17 protein-coding genes and 1 pseudogene are annotated in these 18,491 nt (G+C 42.7%); 4 read left to right on the forward strand and 14 right to left on the reverse strand.

Translation table 11 applies throughout. The annotated features are described in order from the left end of the window. Nucleotides 1-436: 436 nt before the first annotated feature. The 6 genes from D0T87_RS22260 to D0T87_RS22285 all read right to left on the reverse strand — a co-directional run bounded on the left by D0T87_RS22260 (nucleotide 437) and on the right by D0T87_RS22285 (nucleotide 7,897). A complete protein-coding gene (locus D0T87_RS22260; RefSeq protein WP_163178171.1) occupies nucleotides 437-1,033 on the reverse strand; it encodes an STM3941 family protein in 597 nt (198 codons plus the stop codon). A gap of 116 nt (nucleotides 1,034-1,149) precedes the next feature. Further along, nucleotides 1,150-1,443 (reverse strand): PG0541 family transporter-associated protein, encoded by a 294-nt coding sequence (locus D0T87_RS22265; protein WP_163178173.1) that lies wholly within the window; start codon nucleotides 1,441-1,443, stop codon nucleotides 1,150-1,152. A gap of 16 nt (nucleotides 1,444-1,459) precedes the next feature. Then, nucleotides 1,460-4,588 carry an efflux RND transporter permease subunit gene (locus tag D0T87_RS22270; protein ID WP_163178175.1) on the reverse strand — a complete coding sequence of 1,043 codons (3,129 nt, stop codon included), beginning with the start codon at nucleotides 4,586-4,588 and terminating at the stop codon, nucleotides 1,460-1,462. Between the two features lie 79 nt (nucleotides 4,589-4,667). After that, nucleotides 4,668-5,681, reverse strand: a complete 1,014-nt coding sequence (locus D0T87_RS22275; RefSeq protein WP_163178199.1) for an efflux RND transporter periplasmic adaptor subunit — start codon at nucleotides 5,679-5,681, stop codon at nucleotides 4,668-4,670. Between the two features lie 223 nt (nucleotides 5,682-5,904). After that, nucleotides 5,905-7,281, reverse strand: a complete 1,377-nt coding sequence (locus D0T87_RS22280) for a TolC family protein (protein WP_163178177.1) — start codon at nucleotides 7,279-7,281, stop codon at nucleotides 5,905-5,907. Nucleotides 7,282-7,327: 46 nt separating this feature from the next. Continuing rightward, nucleotides 7,328-7,897, reverse strand: coding sequence for a TetR/AcrR family transcriptional regulator (locus D0T87_RS22285; RefSeq protein WP_163178179.1), 570 nt, complete (start codon nucleotides 7,895-7,897; stop codon nucleotides 7,328-7,330). 232 nt (nucleotides 7,898-8,129) lie between these two features. Between D0T87_RS22285 and D0T87_RS22290 the strand changes: the two genes are divergently transcribed. Continuing rightward, complete coding sequence (locus D0T87_RS22290) at nucleotides 8,130-9,029, forward strand: AraC family transcriptional regulator (RefSeq protein ID WP_163178181.1); 900 nt, start codon at nucleotides 8,130-8,132, stop codon at nucleotides 9,027-9,029. Between the two features lie 91 nt (nucleotides 9,030-9,120). Here D0T87_RS22290 and D0T87_RS25205 read toward each other — a convergent pair whose 3' ends face one another. The 6 genes and pseudogenes from D0T87_RS25205 to D0T87_RS22320 form a co-directional block, all read right to left on the reverse strand. Continuing rightward, nucleotides 9,121-9,345 carry a PepSY domain-containing protein gene (locus D0T87_RS25205; RefSeq protein WP_370526961.1) on the reverse strand — a complete coding sequence of 75 codons (225 nt, stop codon included), beginning with the start codon at nucleotides 9,343-9,345 and terminating at the stop codon, nucleotides 9,121-9,123. Then, a pseudogene (locus tag D0T87_RS22300) lies at nucleotides 9,249-9,572 on the reverse strand (TonB-dependent receptor); the annotation flags it as partial. The pseudogene D0T87_RS22300 and the gene D0T87_RS25205, both read right to left, overlap by 97 nt. An 8-nt stretch (nucleotides 9,573-9,580) precedes the next feature. After that, entirely contained in the window at nucleotides 9,581-11,803 is a 2,223-nt protein-coding gene (locus tag D0T87_RS22305; RefSeq protein ID WP_163178183.1) for a cation-translocating P-type ATPase, read from the reverse strand. A 90-nt stretch (nucleotides 11,804-11,893) separates the two neighbouring features. Next, a complete protein-coding gene (locus tag D0T87_RS22310; RefSeq protein WP_163178185.1) occupies nucleotides 11,894-12,418 on the reverse strand; it encodes a hypothetical protein in 525 nt (174 codons plus the stop codon). Then, complete coding sequence (locus D0T87_RS22315) at nucleotides 12,415-13,773, reverse strand: DUF6493 family protein (RefSeq protein WP_163178187.1); 1,359 nt, start codon at nucleotides 13,771-13,773, stop codon at nucleotides 12,415-12,417. The genes D0T87_RS22310 and D0T87_RS22315 overlap by 4 nt, the downstream gene beginning before the upstream one ends. Nucleotides 13,774-13,877: 104 nt before the next feature. Beyond that, the gene (locus D0T87_RS22320; protein ID WP_163178189.1) at nucleotides 13,878-14,447 is read right to left on the reverse strand and encodes an AraC family transcriptional regulator; all 570 of its coding nucleotides are present in this window, start codon (nucleotides 14,445-14,447) and stop codon (nucleotides 13,878-13,880) included. Between the two features lie 109 nt (nucleotides 14,448-14,556). On the opposite strand from D0T87_RS22320, the gene eco reads away from it, so the two are divergent. Then, nucleotides 14,557-15,048 carry a serine protease inhibitor ecotin gene (eco, locus tag D0T87_RS22325; protein ID WP_163178191.1) on the forward strand — a complete coding sequence of 164 codons (492 nt, stop codon included), beginning with the start codon at nucleotides 14,557-14,559 and terminating at the stop codon, nucleotides 15,046-15,048. 124 nt (nucleotides 15,049-15,172) lie between these two features. Here eco and D0T87_RS22330 read toward each other — a convergent pair whose 3' ends face one another. Continuing rightward, nucleotides 15,173-15,862: an EcsC family protein gene (locus tag D0T87_RS22330; RefSeq protein ID WP_163178193.1), complete on the reverse strand. Its 690-nt coding sequence runs from the start codon at nucleotides 15,860-15,862 to the stop codon at nucleotides 15,173-15,175. A 316-nt stretch (nucleotides 15,863-16,178) separates the two neighbouring features. Between D0T87_RS22330 and D0T87_RS22335 the strand changes: the two genes are divergently transcribed. Continuing rightward, nucleotides 16,179-16,625 (forward strand): helix-turn-helix transcriptional regulator, encoded by a 447-nt coding sequence (locus tag D0T87_RS22335; RefSeq protein WP_163178195.1) that lies wholly within the window; start codon nucleotides 16,179-16,181, stop codon nucleotides 16,623-16,625. A gap of 175 nt (nucleotides 16,626-16,800) precedes the next feature. After that, nucleotides 16,801-17,271, forward strand: a complete 471-nt coding sequence (gene trxA, locus D0T87_RS22340; protein ID WP_370526962.1) for a thioredoxin — start codon at nucleotides 16,801-16,803, stop codon at nucleotides 17,269-17,271. Nucleotides 17,272-17,308: 37 nt separating this feature from the next. On the opposite strand, the gene D0T87_RS22345 is transcribed toward trxA, so the two are convergent. After that, a partial coding sequence (locus D0T87_RS22345) for an acetyl-CoA hydrolase/transferase C-terminal domain-containing protein (RefSeq protein ID WP_163178197.1) occupies nucleotides 17,309-18,491 on the reverse strand: 1,183 nt, incomplete at its 5' end.

The following is an 18,491-nucleotide window of genomic DNA, read 5'->3' on the forward strand; positions in this document are numbered from 1 at the left end:
GTGCAAAGTATGCGATAAAACAATAGGTAAAATAGAACTGACCTTTAATGCATGTATAGATAAGGTAAATACATTATATGACTATTACGATAGCCAAGGATGGATAACGCCGGAAGAAAAGGAAAGGTGTAGTCTGAGGAAGTTCTTTGAAGGGTAAATTGCTTGCGTCATTGGTAACCGTAGGTGAAGCAATCCAGTTCACAAGACATATAAGCTGGATTGCTTCACCTACGGTTACCAATGACAATATCCACCCCCTGCCCCCGCCAGCGGGGGATACGATGCCGCAGGTATCCCCCGCTGGCGGGGGCAGGGGGTGGATATTGTCATTATCAAATAGTTCTATATTTTAATATAGTGGCAACTCGCAATGACGAATAAGAGTTTTTACACAGCCTCTGGGCAGGAGGGGAGTTTGGCTGCGCAACCATGACAATTACACGATGTCTGTAGCTTTTTTCTCTTTTGCGGCTTCCTTTTCTTTTTCGCGAGTTAGATAATTATCATAGTACATCCGGACGGTATTTTCCAGTTCCTCGAATGTACAGTTTATCCCTCTGTTAGAGAAGCAGACGGGTGAGCCGTAATAGTGGTATTTCAATTCCAACGAACGTTTCTTGTATTGCACGGGTTCCCGTCCGATATATTCTTGTGGATTCTTTAGTTTGAGGCAGATATATTTCTTACCCCTGTGATCTAAATCCTCTACGATTCGTATTTTAGCTACATCTTTCCATTGTACAATGCCATAGCGGTGCCCGGTTGAGATATCATTGAATCCTTCGCTGGAAATGAAGAAGCCAATGAACTTCTCTTTCCTGAGATATACAAAACCAGCTACACAGAAAAATGCTATAAGCAGTGTGAGTAGAAACAATATAAGGCTAAGGAACTTTCCTGCCACTCTTTCCAGTCCCGTTGCGAACTGAAAAAAGAAGAATGAAACAAGGAAGAAGAGTATGGCTCCGAGGATGGGGCCATACTTCTTCTGTGGTCGTAACATATAGGTTTTAACGGGTAATCTTTCTGTCATAATTTAGGAGTTAGAAGTTAGGAGTTAGAAGTTAGAAGTCAGGAGTTAGGAGTCAGAAGTCAGGAGTCAGGTTTTATACATGGCCTAGCTCCTTACTACTAACTTCTAGCTCCTACCTAAACTGCTTGTTCCACATTAAGTACAAATGCACGCAGTCCCTGTGCTTCGGATTGCATATCGAGCTTGTGAAGTAGTTTCATAAAACGTTCTACTTTTTGATCTTCTACCATCGTCAGGATAGCGCCATTCATGGTGGGCCAGGCGTGGGAGCCAAGATGTGGCTCCCCTGTTTTACTTCCCCGTCCGGCTACATTATCCCAATGAGTGAACCCATGTATTTGTTCGCGATCCATGATTTGTAGGATTATATCATAAGATGCCTGGTTAAATGCAATAAATATAGCTTTCATACTTTAGTTCTTTTTATTATTCTTCGATTCTAAGTTCCAATACATCTGCGTTGGCAATCTCTTTACGGCGACGTTTTACACCTCCTCCGGCGAATATGCAATACATAACTGGGACGAGTACAAGTGTTATAAGAGTTGATACTGAAAGTCCCCAAGCTACAGTCATACCCATAGAGTTCCACATTTCAGCTCCTTCGCCTGTACCGATGGCCATAGGTACCATACCGAGTACAGTGGTCAGGGTAGTCATTAATACCGGGCGCAAACGCGATTTACCTGCTGTTACAACAGCATTGATAATACTCATTCCACGCTCGCGGCATAAGATTGTGTAGTCAATCAATACGATACCATTCTTTACTACCACCCCGATCAGGATCAGGATACCGATCATCGCCATTACACCTAGCGGAGTATTCGTTAAGAACAATCCCAGGAATACACCTGTAAATGCGAAAGGTATGGAGAACATGATCACAAACGGATCGACCAATGATTCGAACTGCGCAGCCATTACGATAAATACCAGGATGATGATAAGTACCATCAGTGCGGTTAAGTCAGAGAATGTGTCCTGCTGATCCTCGTATGTACCACCAATGGAACAGCTAATATCTGTTGGCATATCCATATCTGCCAGGATCTGTTCTGTTTTAGATACAAGATCACTCAGTGCAGCACCTTTGGCTACTACCCCCGATACGGTAATCATACGTTCACGGTCTTTACGTTCGATGGTAGGAGGGGTAAGGCGTTCTACCACTTCTCCAAGGTCGCGTATACGTACACCTTGTCCGGCATTGTTGTATACAATGATGTTTTCAATGTCCTGTACCGTTTCGCGATACTCGGGGGCAAAACGTACGCGGATATCGTATTCCTCACCATCTTCACGGAAGTAAGAAGCTAACGAACCATTGACACGGTTGCGCAGGTAAGACGACACGGTAGTCACATTCAGTCCGTTCAAAGCCAGTTTCTGGCGATCAAAGTCAATTTGTACTTCCGGTATATAATCGCCACGGCTGATGTTTACCTGTGAACATTCTTTCTGGTTTTTCAGTCGTTCGCTCAATTCGGCAGCTATAGCATCGGTTTGTGCAAAGTCATATCCGTAGATTTCTACATCTACAGTAGATTCTCCACCCATTCCTACGCCACCGGCCGTAACCGTATACTCCTTCAACTCGGTATATTCTGCCAGGTCTTTACGCATAAGGTCGGCAATTTCGGTCATGTGCCTTTCGCGTTCCTCGATACTTACCAGAGAGATGTTAAAGTTCATGATATACGTACCGTTTTCGCTCATATTGGCAAATGTATTATCCGTATCTGCTTGTCCGAAAGAGTAGTTCAATACCTTGATCTCAGGATATTTAGCCTTGAACTCTTCGCTTATTCTGTATGCTACGTCGCGGGTGATGTCCTGACGCGTACCGATAGGCATTTCGGCCGTGATGCTGACACGTGCACTATCCATAGCCGGGAAGAACTCTGTTTTGATATACGGAAGCAACATCATACTACCTCCGAAAATGGCGATAGCCAGAACAATAACCGATTTGCGGTGATGTACAGCCCAATTAAGCAGTTTACCATACCCTCTGTCTAAAGCATCGAGTGCTTTTTCTATCGGAGTAAAGAACAACGTATACAGCTTACCTTTCTTATTATCCAGTTTGAGCATCTGCGAACTCAACATCGGGATCAGGGTAAGTGCTGCTGTTGTTGAAATGATCATAATGATACTTACAATCCAACCCAACTGGCGGAACAGTACCCCTGCCATACCGGTAATCATGGTAAGCGGTAAGAATACGGCCAACATAGTCAGTGTAGATGCAATTACAGAAAGCGATACTTCCTTGGTTGCAAAAATAGCAGCTTGTTTCGGTTTACTTCCCCGGTTGATGTGGGTGGTGATGTTTTCAAGAACCACAATAGAGTCGTCCACCACCATACCAATAGCCAGAGACAGTGCCGACAAGGATATGATGTTCAGGGTATTGCCTGTAGCATACAAGTAGATGAATGCACCGATCAATGAAACCGGAATGGTGATTCCGATGATCAGGGTTGCGCGCCAACGTCCGAGGAACACAAACACCACGATCATTACAATAACAAGGGTTGTCAGAATGGTTTCCGTCAACGAATCCATGGTATTGTTGATGTTATCGGACGTATCAATGATGACTCCCAGTTGTACGTCGGAAGGTAGTGAGCGCTGAAGTTCGGGCAATCTTTTATGTACCTCTTTTGCGATGTTCACCGAGTTGGCTCCCGATTGCTTCTGGATGATGATCATAGCCCCACGCTTTCCGTCGGTATATGCTTCCTGTGCACGTTCTTGTACGCTATCTTCCACCCTTGCTATATCGCGCAGGTAGACAGCTTTCCCATCTTTATGGCCAACAACAAGGTCGAGCATTTCGTTGGCATCAATAAATTCTCCCTGAACACGTAGGGACAGGGTGCTGGAACCAAAGTCCACGCTACCACCCGGTGTATTACGGTTTTCCATTCCGATGATCTGCGACAGGCTTTCGATGGTTAACCCGTAAGCATCAAGTTTGTAAGGGTCGCAATAAACATTTACTTCGCGCTTAGCTGTTCCGGAGATAGAAACCGTACCGACACCACTTACACGAGCCAGCGGATTGGCCACTTTGTCATCCAGGATTTTGTATAGTGCGTTTGTACTCTCTTCGGCTGTTACCGATAGGATAATGATTGGAATATCATCGGCTCCGAACTTAAATAGGATAGGAGTGTCTGCGTCATCCGGCAGGCTGGATTTTACCTGATCCAGTTTATCGCGCACATCGTTTGTGGCGACGTCGATATCTATACCGTATTCAAATTCGAGGGTAATAACAGAGATGTTCTCGCGCGAGGCGGAAGTGATGTGCTTCAGGTCACTTATACCGTTGAGCGCATTTTCCAGTGGCTTCGATACATTCATTTCAATGTCGCTGGCACTGGCGCCGGAATAGGCAGTCATGACCATGATCGTATTCTCATCAATTTGTGGCAAGAGGTCTACTGCCAGCTTTTGGTATGAGAATATACCGAGTATGATGATTGTAACGAAGCACAGAGCCGTCGTTACAGGCTTTTTTACTGCTGATGAATAAATACTCATAATAATTTTGAGTTTTAAATGTTGAATTTTGAATTAGGCTGCGCTATTTATCTGCATAGTCATTCAAAATTCAAAATTCCTAATTATTAATTATTTCAATCTCTGTACCGTTATTAAGACGATTAAGTGCGGTGATGGCTACGACTTCGCCCGACTCTAAACCTTCCAGGATTTCATATTCATTGCCGATTAATTGTCCCGTAGTTACTTTGCGGTAGTATGATGTACCATCTTTACATACATATACAAAGCGGTCTGAGGAACCGGTTTGTTTGATAATGGCACGGTCGGGAACCATCACACGGTTTTCGCTTCCGTAATTGAATGTGATACGGGCAAACATACCCGGCAAGATCCGTTCATCGGCGTTCCTGATCTGTATTTCTACAGGGAACGTACGTGTTGAAGGGTCAATGGAGGGATGAATGAGTTTTATGGTGCCCTGGAATATTTCGCTACCAAATACATCCAGCTTCACTTCTACATCCATCCCTTTTTTAACTTTGGTGAGTAGCACTTCGGATACATTAACCATGAGTTTCACCGGTTGTATCTGTTCAACTACATAAATAGGCGTGCCACCGCCATACATATCTCCGCTGTCATAGTTACGTTTGGTAACCAGTCCGCTGATTGGACTTGTGAGGAAGGTGTTCTCCAATAAGTTCTCGTAGGTTGATTTGGATATCTCATACGCCAGTTTCTTGGAATCCCAGGTCGATTTGGAGATGCCACCTACCTTATAAAGTTCGTCTACACGTTCGAACTCGGTTTTATCATTTTCCATTTGCAGGCGGGTTTGGTTCAGGTTTACCGCATCCATTTCTGCTAGTTTTTGTCCGGCACGTACATGGTCGCCCACTTCTACATATACTTTCTTGATACGCATAGGGGTTTGTGGAGCGATATTGTTTACAATTTCTGCTTCTACTGTTCCGGTGAATGTACCTAACTGATCTACCTGGCGAGCGGTTACAGTCATGGCTTGTACCTTGATTTTCTCCTGTGGAGTTTCGGTTACCTGATTCTTGTTACTGCAAGCTGTCAGGAGTAACATTACGACTAAGGGAGTGATCCCGGTAAGTTTTCTCATTTTCATACTCTTTATATGTTTATTTCTATTAATTTTTTATGTTGATGTAGGGGTGGTTCATTTATTTAAAATTCAATTTGCTTCAAGCAGCAATTCCCCCGGCACAAGCCCTTGCTTGCGCTTCTGAACGATAGTTAATTCAATGTAGAAGTATTGAGCAAAGAAAGAGGATTACGCAATACTTGGACTTGCACCGAAGGCTGCTCTTTTGGGCTTTCAAGTTTTACTTTGTTACCCGCATGGAACTTGGGTGCAGCGCCTCGCTGCCCAAGGTCTTCTCCAGCGAGGATTTCGCTACGAGATAATTATAGATAGACTGGTTTAGGTTTAGCTGTGATTGAGTGAGCGACAACTGTGCATCATTAATTTCGAGCAGTGTGCCTTCTCCTGTTTCGTATCGTTTCATGGTGATGACGTAGCTCTTTTCGGCTTCCGTAACCCCTGCGCTGGCGGCGCTGTATTGTTTGATACATGTATTCATTTGATCGGTGTATTGCTTAACTGCTAATCGCAGGTTACGTTCAGTATCCAGCCGTTGGTCTTTTAACTGCTTAATGGATATCTGGGTTTGCTTTACATCCGAGTATCGTTTACCCCCTGAGAAAATAGGAATACTAAGATTTACTCCCAATATGGAGTATGGGTCCCATCTGTAATGCCCCATCCTGAAGTCATTATTCATGGAGTTCCATTGGTAGTTGAACTGCATGCTCAGAGATGGATAGTATTGTGCCACCTGCATTTGTTTGGTTTTTAACAGCTGGCCATGCTGAATATCCAATTGCTTGAGTTGACTGTTATCCATCAGGTCGGTATTGATGCTAACGAAATCGGGGATCAGGTTTTCCTCATAATCAGATAGTGTACCGATGCATTCGATTTCACTTTCCAGGTCGAGTCCAAGCAAGGCTTTGAGTTGCCAGCGTGCCAGTATAAGTGAGTTTTCGGCATCATACATGTTAGGTTCTGCATTCTTCACATTTACATTCGCACGGATCAGGTCGTATTCGGCAGCTAGTCCCTGCTCATACTTTTGTTTGATCTCTTTGTGGTTGTAGATGGCATTGTCGTAAGCCTGTTTGTATACATTGTAAGCATCGCGTGCTAGAAGTGCACTGTAGAATGAGCGTTGCACCTGGTCGATCAGCTCAATGCGCGATGAACGGGCTTTTTCGACAGACAGTTCTACATCATAAGCGGAAATCTTAAGGCTTTTCCATAACGGAACAGATACCAACGGCATGGTTGCGCTTACGCCTCCCGACCAGTTGTTGTCTCTTCCCACTTTCAAGCCACCACTCATACCATCTACACCGTCCATGTACATGGTTTGCTTTTCGATTGTACGCTGGTAAGATCCTACAAGGTCTATCTGCGGGAACAGGGCTGCATATGTTCCTTTTTTCGCGTATCCTTGCTTGGTAATTTCCTGATCCGCAATACGTATGGTTGGGTTTTCGCTCAAGGCTACTTCCAACGCTTGATCCAATGTCAGGCTTAGGACTTCCTGTGAGGTTTGTGCCCCGGCAGGTAGGCTGATTATACAGCCTAATACTCCTGCAAGGACCGACACACATCTCTTTTGGGTTACTTTTTTCATTTCTTTCTTAATTTTGAGCGGACGGCAATGTGCCCGTTTCGAGGTTTTATAATTGTATGTTCAATAGTGTAAAGTGATTGAGCACTTCGAGTCCTTTTTCTGTGCATACTCCGCGAAGGAATGTGAGTATGATGTAGGGTTGCTGAAGATTGTTCCAATCTCCCAGTTGTTCTATAAACAGCGATGCTATAGCTTCGTATTCAAAGGTGGATTGGAAGTATCCTTCTTCTATTCCCTGATTGAAGTACTTCATATACAGATCGTGTGATTTGGCTTTGGTGGCCAGTACTATGTCTTGTGCCTCCATATATCGTTGCAGATCTCTGAAGAAAGCCGGGCATAGGGTGGAGCGGTAGTGGAACATGGTCGACATTCCCAGTATCAGGGCTTCCAAAGGATTCTGGGCTTCTTCTTCGTTCTTTTCTATCAATTTCTGCATTCTTACTTTTTCATACTTCAGACATTCCGAAAGCATTTCTTCTTTATTTTCGAACTCTGCATAAAGTGTCTTTTTCGACATTTGCAATGCGGTGGCTATCTGGTTCATGCTTACCCCTTTTATTCCATATCGGGCGAATAAGCTCATTGCTGTTTTTAATATTTTCTCTCTTGGCATATATACTATATGTGTTTTTATTATATTTACCCGTTCATCCGGGTGACTTTGCAAAGATGGGGGAGAAACTTGGAAAACTTTTATTCATATTTTGAGTTTTATTGGTTCGTTTTTGACTAACTTTGTGTCTGCTTAGTGATACTTGGTCTGAATTTAACATAGATTGTTCCATTTTGTATTCTAAGGTGTCTATTACTCCTTAGAATCGTCAGATGACATAATCCGGTAATGTATGGAAGAGGAAATTAGTGTATCTTTTGAACAGTTTTTGCAGGTAGTAAATGCTGATGAAACGTTTCAGGATCAGATTATTATAATAGAGATTGATGGGAATAAATCGGTGGCAAACAAGCCCGATGATCTTCTTGTGCGTTTAGATGCTTTGTGTATTGTACTTGTAAGCAAGGGGGAGTTGATTATAACGGTCGATTATCTTCCTTATCGTGTCACACAACATATGACATTGGGGTTGACGCATAAGCATTTACTGAATTCTATTAATGTATCGCATGATGCCAGGGGGTATTATGTGATGTTTTCAAAAACTCTTTTGAAGGAAATGTTTCCACAGTTTATGAATGTTCCCAAAGAGTATTTGATGAACAGGCGGCTTAGCCCTATAATGAAATTAGACCCTAAAGAGTATGTTATGCTGACGGATGTTCTGGAGCGTTTAAGAAATAATATCCGGCGCAAGAACCATATGTTTCATCAGTTTATGGTAATGAGTGAGGCCGGAAGTTTTCTGATGGAACTAACTAATTGTGGTATGCAACAAATGGGAGCGATGCGATCTGACTATAAAGCTACACATAATGAGGAACTGGCTCTGAAGTTTATGCATTTGATCGTGACCCGTGGGAAGGAGTGGAATGAGGTATCGCAATATTCTACAGAGTTGTGTGTTACTCCGGTTTATCTGTCACGCGCGATAAAAGCGGTAAGCGGTAAGACGGTTATGGAGTGGATAAATGAAGCACGAATAGCAGAAGCCAAGATTTTACTGCGTAAACCGAATATGTCTATTCAGGAGATATCAGAGGACTTAAATTTCTCGGATCAGTCGGCATTTGGTAAGTTTTTCAAGAAGCAAACCGGATTGTCTCCACTGGAATACCGCAGGAAGTTTTAGGGGTGGGAGCGGGGCGACTAACAGAAAGCGTCTGGTTTTCAAACGTCCTCATTAAAATGCAAAAAAGTGCTGAAAAGTCTCCCCAGCCGCATTACATCGTTTTTCTTTTCCTTTTCCTCCTGATCCAGAAGATAAATCCGGTGATAGGAAGAGACGCACCAATAAGGCTGGCGATGAAAGCCAGAATCTTTCCGGGCAGTCCCAGGATACGTCCGTCATGGATACATCTATGTAGTTGGCATCTTTTCGGCTTATAATGTTGACTGCTCCACCCAATGCGTCTGCTCCAAGGCTGACAGGCAATACACCTTTGTATACCTCAACACGTTCGGCCATATTCACGGAGATATTGGCCAGATTAAAGGAAGAACCAAAATTATCCATAGGTATACCATCGAGGAAGAATTTCACCTGATTGCCGGAGAAGCCGTTCAGGCTGAAATTATAATTGGAGCCCATACCGCCATCTTCTCGTACCCGCACACTCGACACATTGTTGAGCAACTTATTAAGTGGGGCTGTTGCGTTATAGGCTTTCTTTATGGTGGGGCTTATTTGGTCCATCTGAGTCTTAGACTGTTAGTCACCACACTAACACTACTTAATGCCATTGCTGCCCCGGCTATCATCGGATTCAATAAGAATCCGTTGATGGGGAAGAGGATTCCTGCTGCAACAGGTATTCCGATGAGGTTATAGATAAATGCCCAGAACAGGTTCTGGCGAATGGTTCGTACAGTTTGTACGGATAGCTTTATGGCTTCCGGTATCTTGGTCAGGTCCGATGAGATGATTGTCATTTTGGCAACATCCATCGCAATATCACTCCCTTTACCCATAGCAATGCTGAGGTCTGCTTGCGCAAGAGCCGCACTATCATTTATGCCGTCTCCAACCATGGCTACCACTTTCCCGCGGTTTTGCAACTCTTTAACGTAAGCCGCTTTCTGGGCAGGTAGCACCTCGGCTTTATAGTGGTTAACGCCTATTTCTGAAGCTATGTGTTTGGCTGTAGCGCCATTGTCTCCGGTAAGCATATGTACTTCGATACCAGCGGTTTGAAGTTGCTGAATCGCTTCTTTGGATGTCTCTTTTATCTTATCGGCAATGGCTATTACGGCAAGTACATTTTTACGATCAGCAAACCACACAATGGTTTTAAATCCATTGGCAAGCTTCTGAGCTTCGTGTTCAATGTACTTGTCAATGACTATATTATTGTCATTCATTAACTGCTGGTTTCCGGCATAGTAAAGGTTTCCATCAACGGTTGCTTTTATCCCTTTTCCTGTGATGCTTTCAAACTCGTTTACAGTAGCAGGGGGGATGCTTTTGAAGTGGTTGACAATGGCTTCGGCAAGTGGATGTTCGGATAGCCTTTCGATGCTTGCCAGGTCTTTTGCATGGCTATTATCGTTGTTGAGCCATATCATATCTGTAATAACAGGTTTGCCCTCGGTTATCGTACCGGTTTTATCTAATACAATGGCATTTACTTTCTTGGCCGATTCCAGGCTTTCGGCATCTTTAATCAGGATACCTCTTTCTGCTCCTTTACCTATACCTACCATGATGGCGGTAGGTGTGGCTAAACCAAGTGCGCAGGGGCAGGCAATGATCAATACGGTGACCATAGCTAGTAACCCGTGAGTAAACCCGTTCGTTGGATCAAGGATGAGCCATAATATAAGAGATAGGATAGCTATGCTTATAACTACGGGAACGAATATACCTGCAATCTTATCGACCAGTTTCTGTACAGGCGCTTTGCTTCCTTGTGCATCCTGTACCATCTTGATGATTTGAGACAGTATCGTGTTTGCACCCACCTTTTGAGCCTTAAACCGGAAACTACCCTTCTGATTGATCGTTCCTGCAAATACATCGTCGCCTATATTTTTAGATACGGCAACCGGTTCACCGGTAAGCATGCTTTCATCTACATAAGAGTGTCCTTCAGTAATAGTTCCGTCTACGGCGATCTTCTCTCCGGGTTTTACCATTACCGTATCACCAATGTTGACCAGGGCTATAGGGGTTTCCTTGTACCCGCCGTCGGCCGTTATCAGAGTTACGGTTTTAGGTTGCAGTCCGATGAGCTTTTTAATAGCCGATGAGGTGTTTCCTTTGGCACGTTCTTCCATTAAGCGTCCCAAGAGAATGAAGGCTATGATTACACTGGATGCTTCAAAATACACGTGAGGTTCAACACCTCTGTCTAACCAAAATGAAGGAAACAGGGTGTTGAATACACTGAATATATAGGCTATGCTGGTGCTTAGGGCAACAAGCGTGTCCATATTGGCAGTTCTTTGCTTAGCTTGTGACCAGGCACCTGCAAAGAAACTCCTGCCCAACCAAAAAACAACAGGGGTGGAAAGCACCCACATGATTTCGTTGGCGTAAGGTATATCCATCAGGAACATACCGATAATGACTACCGGTATGGATAGGATTACAGCCCAGATGGTACGTTTCTTAAGATCAGCAGCCGTTTGGGCGTGTATCTCTTCTAACCTGGCAGCAGCACCTTGCTGCTCTGCTTCTTCAATAAAGAGATCATATCCACCTTTTTGTACGGCTTCCCGAAGTTCCTGGGGCGATGTGATATGGGGATTGTATTCAACTATGGCATTGCTACTGGCATAATTTACCGAAGCATTAATTACGCCTTCCTGCTTGCCCAGTATATCTTCTGCTCTTTTTGCACAAGAAGCGCAATGTAGTTTAAGAACAGGGAATGTTTTCTTGGCTGTATCTTTATTTGGTTTCATATCCTGGCTGTTGGTTTTGTATTTATTATTATCAGACTACAAAGTTACACCACGATATGTTTGCAGGTATTACATTATTCTGGAAAAAGTTTATATCATATTAACCGCTTCAAACGAAAAGCTTTCCATAAATGCGGCAAATCCGTCCTTGTTTTTTCTGGTATCCTCATCCGCTTCCTGCATCACGATACTGATTGTTTTCTCTTCATCACCCAGAATAAACATCTTACCGCTATGAGGCATTCTTGTTATATTGAATGTATAGTTTATGGTCAAAGCTACATATCCATTAAAAACCGTGTCTGATGGTTCGCTGAACTCCAACTCTTTGAACATAGGCTGTTCTTCGAAGCTTTCTATGGTGTTATCCATATAATCTTCCCATTCCAGTTCCCCGTCAATCCAGGTAACGGTAATTAATCCGCTTGCATTAAATCCGGTTTTCTCCATGTAAACGAAATGCATGTTATCTTCATGTTTGTCGTTGGTGATTTCCCATCCTTCCGGGCAGGTAAATGCAATGCCGGAGTGTTCGTATGGAACGGCAGGTGTTGATTTGCATGAAATGAATAGGGCAAGACATATTGCCAGCAAAGTTGTAAATTGTACTTTCATATTTTTGAGTTATGTGGTTGACTTATTCTTATCATGCTGTTGTTGGATATATTTGTAAACCGTTTGGGTGGTGCAGCTTTTCCTGCTTTCATCTTTTCAATGGTTCTTTCCAACCATGCACTGTCCATTGTGCCATTACTTACTTTATCCAGATAGATTTGTACACCATATTTCCTGAGTGTTGCGTGGGGGCCAAGTAAACATACGGCTAAGAATAGATAATGCATTTCCCGTAATGGGGTGTGGAATTGTTGTAACATTTTAGCGTAGTGTATTGCGAGTAGAGGCTCTTCATCCCATACAAAAACCAAGGTTTGTATTTCTTTTACGATGGATGCGTATGCATCATCCAGCAGGTGTGGGCGTGCATAGTACAGGTGGTCTTCCTCTGCATTGAGTGTATATTGCATGAACAAATCGTAGGAGTGTTCATTATGGCGGCATGGGGGAGTGTTTATCCGGATGGCCTGATATTCCTGATGGCCGAATATTCCAGGTTTAGCAGGCATTGTGTATATGTCCCATGTATAGGGAGTATTGGAATACATATCAGGTGATCGGGTAATCTCCGCTGTTATCCACCATGCCGGATGGTTGGGTGTTTTGTTTGGGCTTGCTTCGGGGTTAAGTAAAAATAGCATCAGGTCTTTGATTTCGCCCTTAAGTTTATGTTTTGCCAGCTTTAGTGCTTCGGCAGTGTTGCTAAGTCTACAACGTTGCAAGGCTAGTTGCATATCCATATCATGTGGGTTCCGGTTGTTCTCCTGATAGCAGGCTATCCGGTTGATCAGTACTATGGGATCTATCCATATGGGTAAATGGGTAGGGGTGGACAATAAAGGCAATGGGTCGTTGTTTCGCATTTTCTCTATTGCGTATATTCCTATTTTCCAGAATCCGGTGAAGCTGTATGGCATGATCCGTTTCTCAAAAGGCATCAGGAATCTTTTATATCCTATACAGTCCCGCGCATATTCTTCATCAATCTCAAGTGCCTGGGTTTTTAGTTTCTCAAGCTTCCGGGATTTGCAGGGGTACTTACTTTCTACGTGTTCCATGTATGCAGATACCAGCCCCAGAATTATGTTTTCCAACTTTCTTTTCTGACGGATTACTCTTTCAAACATGTTTTCAAAAGCAGGTTCCAGCATGGCGACGTTTTCTTCTGTGACTTGATTGCCCCACGTGGGCAAGGCATTCAACAGTATATCCAGATGGTAAACTTCGTCGGTTTCGAATGCCTGAGCCAGGAAAAGGGCGAAATCTTCAAAAGATTTCAGTCCGGGTATTTCATAGTCCAATATCCTCCTCGTGAAGTTGAGTGGATGGGTTGTTATCGGAATTTGTATTTCCATCGTTTTGTCTCTCAATAAATTGTTTAATTTCTTAAGTTTTCTTTATCTCATGTGTGTTGTTTTGTTGCTTTTGTATTGACCTTCGTGTTAATGGTGTAAAAGTTTCATATTTCATCTAGTGCTTTGCGTTTCTTTTCTTTGATTTGCTTGTAATAGCTTGGGGTAAATCCTGTTACTTTCTTGAATTGGGCACTCAGGTGTGCCACGCTCGAGTAGTTCAGCATGTTGGCTATTTCGCTGAGGCTGAGCTCATCGTATACCAATAGTTCTTTTACCCGTTCTATTTTTTGTGCGATGAAATATTTCTCTATGCTGCTTCCGGTGACTTCGGAGAAAAGGTTGCTTACATGGCTGTAATCGTGATGCACACGATCGGCAATGTAATCGGAGAGGTTGACTTTGAGGTTGCTGTTCTCCTGGCGTACGAGTTCGATAATGAGGTTTTTTACTTGTTCGATGAGGCGGGACTTTTTATCGTCAATCAGTGCAAAGCCCAGTGCATGGAGTGTTTCGTTTAATTGTTTTTTCTTATCTTCGCCGAGTTTTTGGCGTAAAGTGACCTCGCCCAACTCAACGGATTGTGTTTCGATACCCAATCGAGTGAGTTCGGCTTTCACAACCATGATGCATCGGGGGCATACCATGTTCTTTATGTAGAGTTTATTATCATCCATGGAATGGATTGGCTAAAAGTGATATTGCAAAGGTACATTCTACGCGCGGAATAAACAAATAGTAGACTAAACTGTTATTATTAATATCAATTATTAAAATCGAAAAACGATGAAACAATTAACAAAAATCATGTTGCTTGCCATTGCTCTGGTATCTTTTGCCGGTGTTGCAGGCGCTCAAAGTAAGAAAGTTATGGAAGAACGTGAAAAGGTACTTGCTCCATTTCCGCAGGCTGAACAGGGAATGGTGAGACATGTCATATTCCTGGATAAGAAAGCGGATGAATCATTGTTCAAAGTGGAAATTGTTCCGGGTAAGGTAATGAATGTAGATTGTAACCAGCACACGTTGATGGGTAAAATCGACGAGAAGGATCTTCAGGGATGGGGATATACGTACTATGAGTTTACGTCCAACGGACAGACTCGCTCTACTATGATGGCGTGCAATAAACCAAACGAGGATCGCTTTGTTTCGGCTCAAACTACACTGGTAAGATATAACAGCAAACTCCCCATTGTAGTATTTGCACCACAAGGATACGAAATTAAATATAAAATCTGGAAAGCCGGTAAGGAACTAAGGGCTCCCATAAAATAGCAGCGAGGGCGGCAAGGTGCCGCTGCCAAGTTTAGCTAACGCTGACCGTTGGTTCCATGCGGCATAGTTTTCTCTTTTGAGAGGAGCAGGGGAAGGAGTTTTCAAACTTCTTCCCTTGTTGTTTTTATAAGTGTATTACCCGTTGTTGGGTTTCTGTTACTGCTGTTGATTTCAGACGGTTATCTCTTATAAAGACCTTTCGTGCAAAGTTGCCCATAGCGTTGGTTGTTACCGCATCGAAAGTTGCTCCGACAATACCGCCCACTAATGGCACTACTTTACTTAGATTGATAAATCCTTTGCCGCCAAATTGTGCGACGAGTTTAAAGCCAACCGCTTTATTGATCTTGATGATTGCTTCTTTCGTAATGTGATTCAAGGCATTTGTAATCACCTTTTCTGTCCATGCAATACCAATGTTTTTAAGAATGTCTTTACCTGTGTTTCCGGCAATGCAGAGGAAAACGAGTGATTTCACCCGAGTGTCTTTCAGGTCGTAGCCTCCCATATAAGCGATGGCGGAAACCATGCGGATTTGAATATAAATCACACTCCCGATATTGGCGGGTATGGTTAGCGGCATGGCAAGCAGCCCGCCGATTCCGGTCATAAAACCGCTCATTCCGGCTTTGGCATTTTGCCAGCGGATAAGTTTATTGGCTTTCTGTGACAGCGTTCCTTCTTCTTTCATGAACTCCTCTGCCAGCTGTTGCGCCGATTCCAGTCCCGGCATTCCACCTACTGCTTTATCGTATGCCCAGTCCATTATTTTAAGAATGAACGAGTGGCTTATTTTTGTATTTGGTTTCTTCATATCAATATATTCCGTAGCAAAATATATGCCAAGATAGTATATTATTCAGGCTTTGGATATACTGAAACGCCTTTATTTGCATTATTTATTGTTTTGTAAGTATAAGTAATCATTTGGTTCGTTTCTGCTATGTTTTTATATTAACATAGTTAGTAATCGCGGTAAAGTAAACGCTTTTAAACGGAACTATTGCAAGAAAAAAGTGTGTAAAAAACACAAGTGGCTGTGTATTTAACCGCATTTGAATTTATTTTCTTACATTTGCCAAACATCATTGAATGTATATAGTTGATTGTTTATTAAAATCGGGAAGAAAATGGAAGACGAAAAAGAAATACCTCAAACCAGTGTTCACATGGGGCATAATGTGACGAAGTTCCGTCAACTAAAAGGTATAAAACAAAGAGTATTTGCCGAAATGATAGGTTTGGCAAACGAACGGGCTGTATACCGATTGGAAAGTAAGAAGGTAATTGAAAGGAACATATTGGAGATAATTGCACTGCTATTAGATGTTTCAGTTGAGATATTGGAAACATTGCCCGAAGTGTCTGGAAATGTGATTATTGAGAATGATACGTTTGAGTTTGATAGTGGTTCAACAAATGTTATGCCTTATGGTGAGACAACAGATGACTATGATCCTATAGATAAAGCCTTAGAATTCTTCAAAGAATACCTGGAAGAAGAACGCAAGCAAAAACAAGAATTGATGAAACGAATCAAGGAATTGGAAGAACTGATACGGAAAGGAATGAAGTAACCCTTATTCTGCATTAACCATAATAAATCAGTCGTCTCTTACTATTAGTGTCAACTGTTAGTTAGAACCATTAAAACATTTTCCTCCGGAAAATTGTTCTATAATAAAATAAGCGCTTTCTTTGTTTATAAGAACAAAAAATAAACTTATGAATTTGTCATTTTTAAGAGAACATATCAATAAGATGTTGCTTCTTCTGTTACTGGTAGGAGGAGTAGCTTTCTCCTCTTGTAATAATCAACAGAAAAAGCAAGAAGTTACTAATCTAGAAACGGAGATTAAAATGAAACCAATAAATTTGACTAAAGCTGATTTCTTAACCAAAGTAATGGACTACGAAACCAACCCGCAAGAGTGGAAATATCTGGGCGATAAACCCGCTATCATTGACTTTTACGCTGATTGGTGTGGACCATGCAAAATGATTGCACCTATTCTTGAAGAACTGGCCGAAGAATATAAAGATGATATTTATATTTATAAAATAAATACCGAAAACGAACAGGAACTGGCCGCCATGTTTAATATCCGAAGCATCCCGACTTTACTGTTCGTTCCAATGGAAGGACAACCGCAATTGGCACAAGGTGCTATGCCAAAAGCTTCTTTTAAAGAAGCGATAGAAGGTGTACTATTAAAGAAGTAAACTTGTATTGGGCGGTTCGCGAACCGCCCAATACAGATTACCCAATCACTGCCTCTCTCATATCCCCCTTCTCCATAAACGCTTTGTGGAAAGCAAATGCATTATACAAATTAGCCGGAGTATGCCCTTGCACTCCACTTTCCAGATACTTCCGTAATAGCGGCCTGTAATCCGGATGCGCACAATTCTCAATAATCCGTTCGGCACGTTCGCGGGGAGATGTACCCCGAAGATCGGCAACTCCATATTCCGAAATAATCACCTTAACCGAATGTTCACTGTGGTCTGTATGCGAAACCATGGGTACAAAAGCGCTGATTATTCCACCCTTAGCAGTAGAAGGAGTGAGGAATATAGAAATAAAAGCACTACGGGTAAAGTCGCCCGAGCCACCTATACCATTCATCATCTTAGTTCCCATTACATGAGTTGAATTGATATTCCCGAAAATATCCGCCTCCAAAGTCGTATTCATAGAAATAATACCCAACCGGCGGGCAATCTCCGGATTATTCGATACCTCTGCCGTACGGAAGATAATACGTTCTTTAAAAAAGGGTAAATTCTTGTACACGCGCTCTATACACGGATTACTTACTGTAAGCGTGCCGCCACTGGCAAATGTTACCCTGCCGGATTCCAATAAACCAATTACAGCATCCTGAATAACCTCCGTATACACCTCAAAATCAGGAATATCCTTATTCGCTCCCATAGCTTCAAGAACTGCATTAGCAATATTGCCTACTCCCGATTGTACAGGCAGGAAAGTATCAGGAATACGCCCCTCTTTTATCTCGTTTGCAAAGAAAGCCGATGCATTTTCTCCAATCTTACTTGTAATTTCATCTACCGGCGCGAAACCGCCACCCTCATTAGGCATACAAGTCTCCACAATAACAATTTTATGGGGATCAACCTTTATATGGTCTTTACCGATACGATCATGCACAGTATAAAGAGGAATCTCTTTGCGATGCGGTGGGTCGGGTAACTCTAACAAATCATGCATTCCCCTCAATGTCTTTGGATGCCAGGAATTTAACTCCACAATAACCGTTTTAGCCATACGGGCAATAGTAGGAGTGATACCCACACCGCAAGTCGGTACAATTTCACCATCTTCCTGAGTTTGGCGCTGGGACACCCAAATCAAAATCCGAACATTTTGGCAAGCGCTTTTTGCTCTTCGGATAGAAGCAGTACTCTTTTTATAGTCC

It is taken from the genome of Bacteroides sp. 51 (assembly GCF_010500965.1).
In the GTDB taxonomy this organism is placed as follows: Bacteria; Bacteroidota; Bacteroidia; order Bacteroidales; family Bacteroidaceae; genus Bacteroides.